We start from the raw sequence: 13,098 nt of genomic DNA on the forward strand, positions 1-13,098 counted from the left end.
ACATGCTCAAGGCATTAACTCGGGACAGACTGGTATCTGAGATGAAACAGGGATGGAAATTCGCGGCCGCAGTCGGCCTTATGGCAGTGTCTTTTGGCGCTGCCCAAGCCCAGGACGCTGATGACGCCCTGATTCAGCGCGGTGCCTACGTGGCCCGCCTGTCTGACTGCGTTGCCTGCCATACAAGCCTGCACGGTCAGCCTTTTGCTGGTGGTCTGGAGATCAAGAGCCCGATCGGCACGATCTACTCCACCAACATCACGCCTGACCCGACATACGGTATTGGCAGCTACACACTGGAAGACTTCACCAAGGCGATCCGCAAAGGTATCCGCAAGGACGGCGCGACGGTTTATCCGGCCATGCCGTATCCTGAGTTTGCCCGCCTGTCTGACGACGACATCAAGGCCATGTATGCCTTCTTCATGCATGGCGTGAAGCCGGTCGCCCTTCAGAACAAGCAGCCGGACATCTCCTGGCCGATGAACATGCGCTGGCCTCTGGCCATCTGGCGCGCCATGTTCGTGCCTACCGTTACACCAGGTCTGGACAAGAGCATCTCCGATCCGGAAGTGGCTCGCGGCGAGTATCTGGTGAACGGCCCGGGCCATTGTGGCGAGTGTCATACGCCTCGTGGCATGGCCATGCAGGTCAAGGGTTACACGGCCAAGGACGGCAATGCTTACCTGTCCGGTGGTGCACCGATCGACAACTGGATTGCTCCAAGCCTGCGCAGCAACAGCGACACAGGTCTGGGGCGCTGGTCTGAAGACGATATTGCTGAATTCCTGAAGAGCGGCCGTATCGACCATTCCGCCGTCTTCGGTGGCATGGCTGACGTGGTGGCTTACAGCACGCAGCATTGGACTGATGACGATCTGCACGCCACAGCCAAGTACCTGAAAAGCATGCCTGCCGTGCCTGAAGGTAAGAACCTTGGTCAGGACGATGGCAAGGCAACAGCCCTGCTGGAAGCTGGTGGCAAGGGTGATGCGGGCGCAGAGGTTTATCTGCATAACTGCGCCATCTGCCACATGAATGACGGTACAGGCGTCAACCGTATGTTCCCGCCTCTGGCTGGCAATCCGGTTGTCATCACCGACAATGCAACGTCAATGGCCAACATCGTGACCTTCGGCGGCATTCTGCCTCCGACGAACACAGCACCCTCTGCTGTTGCCATGCCGGGCTTCCGCGATCATCTGTCTGACCAGCAGATCGCTGATGCCGTTAATTTCATGCGCAAGAGCTGGGGCAACCAAGCTCCAGGCACACTGTCTGCCGCAGATATCCGCAAGCTCCGTACAACAGGTGCTCCGGTTTCCACAGCAGGCTGGAACGTGTCGTCCAGAGGCTGGATGGCTTACATGCCACAGCCTTACGGCGAAGGCTGGACCTTCTCCCCTCAGACGCATACGGGCGTGGACGAGGCTCAATAAGCCTCTTCTGACCCTATCGGTCTGACAGGAACGGGCGGTCCGGAAACGGGCCGCCCGTTTTCTTTTGTGCGGGCCGATTTCACATGACGACGTCCTGCATTACATAAAGGGGCATGAACCCCTTTTCTTCCTCGGACCCTCAGGTCATTTTTGCTCTGGCCACAGGCGCAGGCCGCGCAGCGATCGCCATCATGCGCGCCAGCGGACCGGGAAGCGCCTCTGTTCTCCAAAGCCTGTGCGGGGGGTCCTTGCCCGAACCTCGGCGTGCCAGCCTCCGGAGTCTTCGCCATCAGGGCGAGGTGATGGATCACGCTGTGGTGCTCTGGCTGCCAGGGCCAAAATCGTACACCGGAGAAGATGGGTTCGAGCTACACCTGCATGCAGGTCCGGCCGTTATTGCGTGTGTTGCTGACGCCCTGACGGATCTGGGCGCCCGTCCTGCAGAGCCGGGAGAATTTACAAAGCGCGCCGTGCAGAAGGGCCGACTGGATCTCCTGCAAGCAGAAGCCATCGCAGACCTCGTCGATTCCGAGACTGAAAGCCAGCGCAAACAGGCCCTACAACAGGCCGATGGTGCGCTAAGCCGCCTTTATGACGGATGGGCTCAACGATTAAGGCTTGTTCTGGCCCATCAGGAAGCTCTGATCGACTTTCCTGATGAAGACCTTCCCCCCGAGGTGGAACACACTCTTCTGGCCGAGATGGCCGCTCTACATAGCGAGATATCCGCTCATCTTCAGGACAACCGTGGAGAACTGATGCGTCAGGGTCTGACGGTCGTGATCGCAGGCTCGCCAAATGTTGGAAAATCAAGCCTTCTCAATGCGTTATCCGGATATGACGCAGCTATTGTCACTCACCGCGCAGGAACAACACGGGATGCCATTGCAGTAGACTGGGTTCTGGATGGCGTTCGTCTTCGTCTAATCGACACTGCAGGGCTGCGGGAAACTGAAGATGAGATTGAGGCGGAAGGCATACGCCGGGCACTGTTTCACGTGAAACAGGCGGACGTTATTCTGCACCTCATTGGGCCAGACGAAACAGCCGATGCTTTGTCTTCCGATGAAATTGCAGTCCGAACAAAAATCGACATCGCGCCAGCGCCCCCGAACATGCTAGGCATCAGCACCCAGACGGGTGAAGGTCTGTCAGAACTGCGAGCCTTCCTGACCCAACGGGTCTCTGCGATGACGGCCAATGCCGGAGCGCCGCCTTTGACCCGTGCTCGCCACCGTGCAGGCATTCAGGAAGCTGTTACACATCTGGATCTCGCCCGAGGTGCCACGTGGCCCGAGTTGCGCGGAGAAGAGTTACGCCTGTCCATGCAGGCTCTGGGACGTCTGACAGGACGTGTTGATGTTGAATCCCTGCTCGATGCAATTTTCGGGCAGTTCTGTATCGGGAAGTAAGTTTTGAGCGATTTCGATGTCATCGTGATCGGCGGCGGCCATGCTGGTTGTGAAGCAGCCGCAGCGTCAGCACGCTTTGGGGCCAAGACGCTCCTGCTGACGCACAAGCTCGAAACCATCGGGGCTATGTCTTGCAACCCTGCCATCGGCGGCATCGGTAAAGGACATCTCGTGCGTGAGATTGATGCGCTGGATGGCCTGATGGGCAAAGCCGCTGATCGCGCTGGCATCCATTTCAAGCTGCTTAATCGCTCCAAGGGACCGGCTGTGCATGGTCCTCGCGCGCAGGCCGATCGCTCCCTTTACAGAACGGCCATTCAAACCCTGCTGGCTGAAACACCCAACCTGACCATCATGGCGGGTGCGGTTGGTGATCTGATTGAAGAGAACGGGCATATTTGTGGTGTGATCTGCGAAGATGGTCGGTCCTTCCGCTGTGGTGCCGTGGTGCTCACGACGGGCACGTTCCTGCGCGGGGTCATTCATGTGGGCCACGAACAGCAGCTTGCGGGGCGCATCGGTGAAGCGCCCGCTACCAAGCTGGGAGAACGGCTGGAAGCTCTGAAGCTTCGTATGGGCCGCCTCAAGACTGGCACACCACCACGCATTGTCCGAGACAGCATTGACTGGGAGAACCTGCCTGAAGATCGGGGTGATGAAATTCCAGAGCCGTTCAGCCCTCTGACGAGCAGCATCACCAATGCCCAGGTCTCGTGCCGGATCAGCCAGACCACACCGGAAACGCACCGGATCATCAACGAAAACCTGCACCGTTCAGCCATGTATGGTGGCGCGATTGCAGGCCGTGGGCCACGATATTGCCCGTCAATTGAGGACAAGGTTGTCCGTTTCGCAGAGCGGCCTTCCCATCAGGTTTTTCTTGAGCCCGAGGCGCTCCCTGGAAATCCGGGGGGTGACCTTGTTTACCCGAACGGGATCAGCACCAGCCTTCCCGCTGATGTTCAGGCCCTCATGGTCGCTTCGATGCCAGGACTGGAAAAAGCGCGGATCGTCACAGCCGGATACGCTGTAGAGTATGACTACGTCGATCCGCGGGAACTGATGCCCTCACTTCAGTTGCGCAGGCTGCCAGGCCTTTACTTGGCAGGGCAGATTAACGGCACGACAGGCTATGAAGAAGCCGGCGCTCAGGGCCTTCTTGCTGGCCTGAATGCCGCTCGCGCGACTGCCGGAAACGATCCGCTCATTCTGGATCGGAGCGATGCTTATCTGGGTGTCATGATCGACGACCTGACATTGCATGGCATCAGCGAGCCCTACCGCATGTTCACGTCACGGGCCGAGTATCGCCTCAGCCTTCGGGCTGACAATGCAGACCTACGACTTACGCCCAAAGGCATGGAAGCTGGCTGTATTCTCTCTGAACGCGCTGAAGCCTTTACCAACATGAAAACCCAGATTGACACAGCCATGGCACTGGCAGCATCGACGACCTTCCTGCCCCAGGCTCTTAAGGACGTCGGGTTTGAGGTCTCTCTGGATGGGCGACGTCGGAGCGTTCTGGATGTTCTTGCCAGCAACGGCGATCATTCGAAGGTGTTGGATCTGGCGCCATGGTTTGGTGCCCTGCCTCTCCGTATCCGCCGCCATGTGGAAACGGAAGCTCGCTACGGCGGCTATCTCCAGCGGCAGGATCGCGAGATCAAGCAGCTCGCATCCGAAAGCGCCATCGCTCTTCCGGACAATCTGGATTACAACGCTATCGGCGGCCTGAGCAGTGAGATGCGTGAGCGTTTTACTCAGGCACGACCAACCAGCTTTGCAGCTGCGCAACGTGTGCGAGGTGTAACCCCCGCTGCGCTGGTTGCCCTGCTGGCCCATGTAAGGACCCTGTCATGACCACCGTTTCACGTGAAACGCAGGAGAGACTGGAACGCTTCGCAGACCTGCTCGTGCAATGGAATGCGAAGATCAATCTGGTCAGCCCAAAAGATCTGGGCCAATTGTGGCCACGCCATATCCAGGACAGCCTGCAACTCGCCGACATGATTCCTGCCGGTGCAACAATTACTGATCTGGGCTCAGGCGGAGGCTTTCCTGGCCTTATTCTGGCAATCGCAACAGATAATCCTGTGACGTTGATTGAGTCCGATCAGCGGAAATGTGCCTTCCTCCGAGAGGCTGGTCGCATCTGCGGAGCCAAAGTCACGGTCATTCCAAAGCGCATTGAAGCGGCAACCCCGCCAGAAGCCGACATCATTACCGCCCGTGCGCTGGCCCCGCTGGTCAAACTTCTCGGATGGGCGCGTCCTTTGCTGAAAGAAAACGGATTTTGTCTGTTTCTCAAAGGCATAAAGGCGCAGGATGAGTTGACCGAGGCAAGCCGTGACTGGCACATGACATCTACCATTCTTCCCAGCCGCACCGACCCCGGCGGAGCCATTATCAAGGTCAGTGATTTCAAGCGTGTCGTCTAATTCCGTATCCCCCACCACCCGCATCATTGCCGTCACCAACCAGAAGGGCGGTGTTGGCAAAACCACGACCACAATCAATCTAGCTGCTGCGCTGGCACGGAAACAGCGCGTCCTGCTCGTTGATCTGGACCCTCAAGGCAATGCCTCGACCGGGTTGGGCATTGAGTATGATCAGCGAAATATTGGCACCTATGCTGCCCTGATGCAGGAAGCAGAGCCACACGCCCTCGCCCAGCCGACAGAGTTCGAAAATCTTTCGATTATCACCGCCAATAATGAGCTGGCTGGTGCTGAACTTGAGATGATCGCAGATGAGCGTCGTGAATATCGTCTGCGGGATGCTCTGCGCTCCCTTGAAGGCGACTACGATACTATCCTGATCGATTGCCCGCCCAGCCTTGGCCTTCTCACGCTCAATGCCCTTGTCGCTGCAGACAGCGTTCTCGTGCCGCTACAGTGTGAGTTCTTTGCCCTCGAAGGAATCAGTCAGCTTGTGCGCACCATTGACCGTGTGCGCCGCGCTTTCAATGCGGATCTGCATCTCGAAGGCATTGTACTGACCATGTACGATCGGCGGAACAACCTTTCAGAACTCGTCGCACAGGATGCACGGGGTTTCTTTGGTGAGCAGGTTCTTGAAACGCTGATCCCAAGAAATATTCGTATTTCCGAAGCCCAAAGCCATGGCAGCCCCGTGCTGAATTATGATGCACGCTCCACAGGCGCAGTCGCCTATGTGGCACTGGCGGACGAACTTCTGAAGCGAACCGAGAACAGGACAAAGGCGTAAGCTGCGATGGCCAAAAAGGACACTTCCCCGCGCCTTGGTCGTGGTCTTGCCGCCCTTCTGGGCGATCAGGCTCCCCAGCTGGCTCGTGCTACGCGCGCCAATGCGCCTGTTCAGCAGCATACGTCCCTGCCTGTTGACGTGCTGGAGCCCAGCCCCTTTCAGCCCCGTCAGGACATGAACCCTGAGCGACTGGAAGAACTGGCCAATTCCATTCGGTCCCGCGGCGTTCTGCAGCCCCTCCTCGTCCGACCAAACCCGGCCAACCCTGAGCGATACCAGATCATCGCTGGCGAGCGGCGGTGGCGCGCCTCTCAGCTTGCCGGACTGCATAGTGTCCCCGTGCATGTGCGCCAGCTGGATGACACGGATGCCATGGCAGCCGCGCTTGTAGAAAACCTTCAGCGCGCCGATCTGAACCCGATCGAAGAAGCTGAAGGCCTTCAGCGGCTCATCACGGATTATACCCTAACGCAGGAAGAACTGGCCGGCGCTGTCGGAAAATCCCGACCTCACATCACCAATACCATGCGCTTGCTGAACCTGCCCCCTGAGATCCGGGCCCATGTTCGCCGCGGTGAACTCTCAGCCGGACATGCCCGGGCCCTTCTGAGCCATCCAGACCCTATAGCTGCGGCCAAAACTGTTTTGGAAAAAGGACTGAATGTCCGCCAGACAGAAGCTCTTGTCGCTGAGAAATCAGAGAAGAAAGCTGTTCAGAAAAAGCGCCGGGACGCAGAGATTGTCCAGATTGAAGAAGATCTGGCTCTTCGGCTGGGACTTAAAGTCCACATCGCTTACGATGGAAAAAAGGGCGGCTCGCTAAAGATCGATTACCGATCTCTTGAACAGTTTGAGAGCCTCATGCGTCTTCTCAACCGGGAATAAGAGGCGGTTATCAAAGGGGGGCCATCATTTTTTTTGATTTTATTCATTATAATCTGAAAAAACCCCTTGCAAGCATTCCCGCTTCCCCTTTATAAGGCGCCTCACCGGAAACGGAGCGACGGGCACATAGCTCAGTTGGTAGAGCAGCTGACTCTTAATCAGCGGGTCCAAGGTTCGAGCCCTTGTGTGCCCACCAAGCTCCGTTTCCGGTCTTACCCTTGAAAATATGAATTTTAACGTATTCCATCTGAATTTCTAAATTTGGTTGCTTTCGCTTTTAAAAAGCATTCGCTCGAGCGTTTTCACAAAAATTAAAAACGATAGCCCCTAGAAGAGCGTTCTTTAGTGCTAATGAAATCTTGCTATCGCCATTTTTGACGACAAAAAGATCTCATGGAAAAAGCTCTAAAGAATTTTTGCCCGGCGCTGTTTGCAGTTCTGGCATACAAGCTTCTGCAAGAGTACCATCACGCATCCTATATTCTGGCTGCACTCGGCGGTTGCCTGATGCAATGGATTGTTGATGTGACAAGTGCTCGCTTAAAGAAAAAGAATACCTGACCAAGACCTCTTCAGAGGCATCTCCGGTTTATGCCCGAAAATCTGGCAGTTCGTTAACAGCCACAACACGCCACAGCCCATTGATACGCTCGATAATCGAAATCGACAGATTTTGAATAGTGAAGCGCAGAGCAATGTCAGGGTGAATGGCCAGAGCATGTGAAAGTGCGGCCCGGATCGCGCCACCGTGGCTCACAACAACCATATCCTGACCAGCATTTGCGTTAGCAAGATCTTCCAGCCCATGGGAGACGCGCGCACAAACATCCAGCATGCTTTCTCCACCCGGCGGAAGCTCACTGGCTGACAAAGACCAGAATGGATTGGGCGGCAGCCTCAGCAGAGAGAGAAACTGATCGTGCGGCGTTCCGTGCCACTCTCCAATAGATTGCTCAATAAATCTTGGATCAACCGTGACGTCAGCGTGTGTAAACGCTCCTGCGCAGCGTATCTGTGCGGCAGTGTCGCGTGCCCTTTGCAGGGGTGAGGTATACCAGACAGCATCGGACGGCAGACGTCGGGCCAAAGCAGCGTATCCACCCTGCTGGCTCGCCATCGCATCCCTGCAAAGCGGAACGTCCATTGCGCCATACATGGTCTTGCGCGCGCTCGCCTCTACAACGGCATGTCTGACCAGCCAGAAGCGGGTAATACCGCGTGGCAGTTCAGGCGTATCAAGAAAGTGTCCATGAGGGACGGCTTGGTCTGTCTGTGTCATGAGAGAGGCGCGTAACGGGGAACAGGGTTGGCGTCCAGAAGAACGTCCCAGTTTTCCAAAATGAGCTCAAGTTTGGCAAGCACCCGCTTCGCGTCTGCGCATTCCCGCTGCAAGCGCTGCTTTTCATCCAGACCTTCGTGCGATGGCTCTCCTGAGACCAGACGCGCGCCGCCACACAGTCTTAAAGCCCCGGCATGGCCAGCTACCAAAGGATGTGGAACCGGAACAGGCTGGCCAAGAACGCAGAGAAGTGCTGGCTCCCCCTCCCCTACCCATGGTGAAAGATCTGCGTTGAGCCACCGGTGCAACTTACGGGCATCTTCCAGTCCGAGAGGCGCACCAGGATTTTTGGGGTCTTCCACCAGAAATGACAGAATGGTCGGCACAGCGTCCCAGCGACCGTCATCAATGGGCTTTCCGACAGGCAATAACGTGCAAGTAGGACTGGCCTCTACCAGCTTAACAGCCTCGGTCATGAAATCACTTAGTCTCTGACGGATCAGGGAATCAGGAAGCGAAAAGAGCGCATCCATCTCAGCGAGAGCCGCATGCCAGCGTAGGGCCAGACCAATATTGTGACCATTATTCAACGCATGCCTGTCAGCCTGCTCAGGCCACTCGTCCCGATTTCCATAAGACTTCAGACCCTTTGGAAGCGAAAATTCTGGCATCTTCTCCAGGATCACATTCGGCAGCAGGAGAGCCCCACAGAACGGCGGTCCCGTAAAGAACTTGGACCCTGTGATCATAACCAGCAGACCATCCCTGACCCATTCGGAAACACGCGACGGGCTGAGGCGAGCCTGACAAGCATCTACTACAACACTCAGATGCTCACCTAACTCAGCCTGCAACTCTGTAACCGTTTCCATATCAGGTGCAGCAAGACCCGTTTTTGACTGATCCAGACGATGCAGCAAAACATGTCGGCCAGCCTTCACTTCTCGTCTGGCCAGTTCCCTACATTCGGCATTGATGTCTTCAAGCGGACGCGAAGTTCCATCCTCATTCCGGATGTTAACCCCGAACAGTTGTGTGTCTTCAGGGAATCCCTCAATCAGCTCTCCCTTTCCGACTGTCGTGGAGCATGCGCTGTCACCCGCGAAATGACGGCCACGCGCAGCAAGTGGCACACCGCTTCCTGTCTCGTCGGGTGCGAGAAGAATGGAACTGACTGGTCGATCTGTTCCAGCGGCTACAATGGCAAGAACAGCAAGTTCGCAATCCGTGCCAGACGCCGACAAAAGAACAGCATCTTCAGGTAAACTGTAGTGACGCCCGATACCTGCGCGCGCACTTCTGACGATCCCCTCTTGCACAAGGTCCGGGTCCTGCTTGGACAGAAGGGCATTCATCATCATGCAACGCGCGAATTCTGCCCCCCCGAACCCCCGCTCTGACAAAGAGGAGGCTGTGGAAGAACCGAACGTCACAGCCCAGGGACGTGGGCGATGAGAGCAGGAATACTTGTTCAGGCCAGTTTCGGGATCAACGGCCAGACGGGAATCCCCGCCACTACTCATCAATGTCTCTGCCGGCGCCATAACGTGCCACAGACGCACCAGAACGGGTCTGAGGCGCTTTGCGTCATCTTCGGTAAACTCAGGCGTATTCGAAAGGTGTTTCTTCAGAGTTCCCCAAAGGGACAGAAGCGTTGTGCTGTCCGGAACGTCTCCCGCGCAGAGGGCGAGTTCCTGCGGAAGTGGATTTACCGCGTTCGTATCAAGCGCATGAAAGAGAGCGGCAACACGAGCGGCTGCAAAACTCGCAAGCCGGGCGTCAGCTCCGTTGTGAAGAAGCCGGAAAAGCTCAACAGCCTGACGAAGGAATGTCGGAGCCAGACCCGGCATTCGCAGACAGGGCTCACCCAGCTTCAGACATGCGCGGCCTGTAACCGAATGCGGTTCAGACAGAAGATTCTCACCGAGTTGAAAAGACTGCTCCAGCGAAATATCAAGCTCGGGCATAAGCCCTGCAGCAACAACCCTCAGATCCGGACGTGCCAAAACATCTACAAGCGATCGGGTCAATATATCAGCCAGCATGCCTCTAATCTCCTGCCTAACAGGAATGTCTGGGTAGCTCATTAAGGAACTCGGGGCGAGGCCTTAATGGTTACGGGACTTGGTTTCATTAATATTACCATGATCAAAGTTTGCGCCTCTTGTACAACACTGTAAGATACTTCTTCGTGACGGGGCTGAAGCTCCTACCGTGATGTTAAGAGGTTGAAATGCGGATATTGTTGACAGGCGGTTGCGGCTTCATAGGTTCAGCCGTGGTGCGTCATATTATCAGAAACACCGAACACAGCGTGCTGAATGTGGACTGCATGACGTATGCAGCTTCTGAAGATACCGTCGCCGAAGTCGCTTCTGATCCGCGTTATTCCCACGCACGGGCGAACATCGTAAATGGCGTTGAAATGCAACGCCTTTTTGAGGAATTTCGCCCGGATGCCGTTATGCATCTGGCTGCTGAAAGCCATGTAGACCGCTCGATTGATGGTCCTGGCGTTTTCATCCAGACGAATATTGTTGGTACTTATTCTCTTCTTGAAGCTGCCCGGAAATACTGGAGTAGCCTCGGGAATGATGAGAAAGCAGCTTTCCGCTTCCATCATATTTCAACGGATGAAGTGTTTGGCCACCTTGAGCCAAACGATCCTCCATTTACTGAAACAACCCCTTACGACCCTCGCAGCCCTTACTCCGCCTCGAAAGCCTCTTCAGATCATCTGGTTCGTGCCTGGTATCACACCTACGGCCTGCCAACTTTCGTCACCAATACGACCAACAACTATGGCGTCTGGCACTTCCCGGAAAAACTCATTCCGCTCGTGACCATCAATGCCATCGAAGGCCGCGAACTACCGGTTTACGGCAAAGGCGAAAACATCCGCGATTGGCTGTTCGTTGAAGACCATGCCGAGGCCCTCGTCCGCGCTGTCGAAATCGGCGAGCCGGGAGAGACTTACGCTATTGGTGCCCGTCAGCCCCGGACAAACCTGGAAGTCGTGAAGAAAATCTGCGCTGTTCTGGACGAACTTCTTCCTGACCCGGAAGGTCCGCGCGAGCGCCTGATCCGTTATGTGACAGACCGTCCCGGCCATGACTTCCGTTATGAGATTGATCCGTCCCACGCTGAAAAAGCGCTGGACTGGAAAGCCAAGAACGACTTCGAAACCGGCATCCGCAAGACGGTTCAGTGGTATCTCGACAACCGTGACTGGTGGGAAGGAATCCGCTCCAAGCGTTACACGGGACAGAGACTGGGAACACGCTCATGAGCACGATCAAGACGAAGCCCATGAAGGGCATCATTCTGGCTGGTGGTTCGGGCACACGCCTGTATCCCATGACGCTTGCCTCCTCAAAGCAGCTCCTGCCGGTCTATGACAAACCGATGATCTATTATCCTCTTTCCACGCTGATGCTGGCGGGAATTCGGGATATCATGATCATCACGACCCCGCATGACATGCCGCAGTTTCAGCGCCTTTTAGGCGATGGATCACAGTTTGGCGTGAATTTCGAGTATCGCGTTCAGCCCTCCCCGGACGGCCTGGCGCAGGCTTTTCTGATCGCTGAAGACTGGATCCAGGGTGCCCCATGCGCACTCGCCCTTGGCGACAACCTGATCTTCTCCGAACATCTGGGCGTTCTCCTCCGTGCGGCGTCAAACCGTCCGGAAGGGGCAACGGTCTTCGCCTATCAGGTCCGCGATCCAGAACGTTATGGTGTGGTGTCGTTTGATGAGAGCGGTCGGGCACTGAAGGTTGAGGAAAAACCTTCCGAGCCAGAATCTCACTGGGCTGTTACAGGTCTATATTTCTATGATCACCGCGTGGTGGATTTTGCCAAAAAGGTAAAGCCAAGCCCGCGTGGAGAACTGGAAATAACCGACCTTAACCGGATGTATCTTGAAGAAGGAACATTGCAGGTCGATCGCCTTGGACGCGGCTGTGCCTGGCTTGACGCCGGCATGCCGGACAGCCTGATGCAGGCAGGAACTTTCGTTCAGACCATTCAGTCCCGTCAGGGTATGCTGGTTGGCTCACCTGCTGAAGTCGCGTTCCGCAACAAGTTCATTAACGCTGACCAGCTTCGCGCCCATGCGAAGAAGATGGGCAAAACGGAGCTTGGGCGCCTTCTGCTTGAACTCGCGGACCACGCTTCCTGAAATAAAAACCCCAAACGCTGTCTGAGTTTTCAGGCAGCGTTTTTTCGGAGGCAATCTCTATTTGGCCTCCGGTTCTCAAACGTCATTTATAAAAAAGGAATTTGTTATGAAGGTTGAACGTCTCGCCATTCCCGACGTCATTCTCGTCACGCCGCCACGTTTTAGTGACAACCGGGGTTTCTTTTCAGAAACTTACAATTTCGATCGTATGACGGAAGCGGGCATCAACCTTCCTTTTGTTCAGGACAATCAGAGCCTATCCTGCGAAAAAGGCGTTGTGCGCGGACTTCACTGCCAGCTTGCCCCTTACGAGCAGGGAAAGCTGGTTCGTGTGACACGCGGTGCAATCTGGGATGTTGCCGTAGATGCCCGTACAGGCTCCCCAACCTATGGTCAGTGGGTAGCTGCAGAGCTGTCTGCTGAAAACTGGTCTCAGCTCTGGGTTCCGCCGGGCTTTCTGCATGGTTTCGTGACTCTCGAAGAGAACACGGAAGTTCAGTACAAATGCACTTCGCTTTACAGCAAGGTTTCCGAGCGCGCCGTCATCTGGAACTGCCCGGACCTGAACATCGATTGGCCCATCGCCGAAGAAGAGGCTATCCTTTCTGACAAAGATAAGGTCGCTCCACACTTCTCCGCAGCCAAGGGCTGGTTCTCTTACGAAAAGTGAGTC

At 55.9% G+C, this 13,098-nt stretch carries 12 protein-coding genes and 1 tRNA gene; 11 read left to right on the forward strand and 2 right to left on the reverse strand.

Going from position 1 to position 13,098, the window contains the following annotated elements:
- Window positions 1-2 precede the first annotated feature (2 nt).
- From KP705_RS08160 to KP705_RS08195, 8 genes are all read left to right on the forward strand, one after another.
- Window positions 3-1,439, forward strand: coding sequence for a cytochrome c (locus KP705_RS08160; RefSeq protein ID WP_046900400.1), 1,437 nt, complete (start codon window positions 3-5; stop codon window positions 1,437-1,439).
- Window positions 1,440-1,552: 113 nt separating this feature from the next.
- Window positions 1,553-2,851 (forward strand): tRNA uridine-5-carboxymethylaminomethyl(34) synthesis GTPase MnmE, encoded by a 1,299-nt coding sequence (gene mnmE / locus KP705_RS08165; protein WP_046900401.1) that lies wholly within the window; start codon window positions 1,553-1,555, stop codon window positions 2,849-2,851.
- Between the two features lie 3 nt (window positions 2,852-2,854).
- Window positions 2,855-4,711: a tRNA uridine-5-carboxymethylaminomethyl(34) synthesis enzyme MnmG gene (mnmG, locus tag KP705_RS08170; protein WP_046900402.1), complete on the forward strand. Its 1,857-nt coding sequence runs from the start codon at window positions 2,855-2,857 to the stop codon at window positions 4,709-4,711.
- Window positions 4,708-5,289 (forward strand): 16S rRNA (guanine(527)-N(7))-methyltransferase RsmG, encoded by a 582-nt coding sequence (rsmG, locus tag KP705_RS08175; protein WP_046900403.1) that lies wholly within the window; start codon window positions 4,708-4,710, stop codon window positions 5,287-5,289. Before mnmG ends, rsmG begins: the two co-directional genes overlap by 4 nt.
- Window positions 5,279-6,079, forward strand: a complete 801-nt coding sequence (locus KP705_RS08180) for a ParA family protein (protein WP_046900404.1) — start codon at window positions 5,279-5,281, stop codon at window positions 6,077-6,079. Before rsmG ends, KP705_RS08180 begins: the two co-directional genes overlap by 11 nt.
- Before the next feature lie 6 nt (window positions 6,080-6,085).
- Complete coding sequence (locus KP705_RS08185) at window positions 6,086-6,964, forward strand: ParB/RepB/Spo0J family partition protein (protein WP_215764292.1); 879 nt, start codon at window positions 6,086-6,088, stop codon at window positions 6,962-6,964.
- 120 nt (window positions 6,965-7,084) lie between these two features.
- Window positions 7,085-7,160, forward strand: a tRNA-Lys gene (locus KP705_RS08190).
- Between the two features lie 197 nt (window positions 7,161-7,357).
- Window positions 7,358-7,525, forward strand: coding sequence for a hypothetical protein (locus KP705_RS08195; protein WP_160298809.1), 168 nt, complete (start codon window positions 7,358-7,360; stop codon window positions 7,523-7,525).
- 28 nt (window positions 7,526-7,553) lie between these two features.
- Here the strand turns inward: KP705_RS08195 and KP705_RS08200 are convergent, their stop codons facing one another.
- Window positions 7,554-8,243 (reverse strand): histidine phosphatase family protein, encoded by a 690-nt coding sequence (locus tag KP705_RS08200; protein ID WP_046900406.1) that lies wholly within the window; start codon window positions 8,241-8,243, stop codon window positions 7,554-7,556.
- A complete protein-coding gene (locus tag KP705_RS08205; protein WP_046900407.1) occupies window positions 8,240-10,288 on the reverse strand; it encodes a hypothetical protein in 2,049 nt (682 codons plus the stop codon). The genes KP705_RS08200 and KP705_RS08205 overlap by 4 nt, the downstream gene beginning before the upstream one ends.
- 188 nt (window positions 10,289-10,476) lie before the next feature.
- Here KP705_RS08205 and rfbB point away from each other — a divergent pair, with 188 nt between their 5' ends.
- The 3 genes from rfbB (at window position 10,477) to rfbC (ending at window position 13,095) form a co-directional block, all read left to right on the forward strand.
- Complete coding sequence (rfbB, locus tag KP705_RS08210; protein ID WP_046900408.1) at window positions 10,477-11,532, forward strand: dTDP-glucose 4,6-dehydratase; 1,056 nt, start codon at window positions 10,477-10,479, stop codon at window positions 11,530-11,532.
- A gap of 20 nt (window positions 11,533-11,552) precedes the next feature.
- Window positions 11,553-12,425 carry a glucose-1-phosphate thymidylyltransferase RfbA gene (gene rfbA / locus KP705_RS08215; protein ID WP_198150525.1) on the forward strand — a complete coding sequence of 291 codons (873 nt, stop codon included), beginning with the start codon at window positions 11,553-11,555 and terminating at the stop codon, window positions 12,423-12,425.
- 106 nt (window positions 12,426-12,531) lie between these two features.
- A complete protein-coding gene (rfbC, locus tag KP705_RS08220; RefSeq protein WP_046900410.1) occupies window positions 12,532-13,095 on the forward strand; it encodes a dTDP-4-dehydrorhamnose 3,5-epimerase in 564 nt (187 codons plus the stop codon).
- Window positions 13,096-13,098 lie beyond the last annotated feature (3 nt).

Origin of the sequence: Gluconobacter sp. P1D12_c, from assembly GCF_018812105.1 — a bacterium.
Classification (GTDB): domain Bacteria; phylum Pseudomonadota; class Alphaproteobacteria; order Acetobacterales; family Acetobacteraceae; genus Gluconobacter; species Gluconobacter oxydans_A.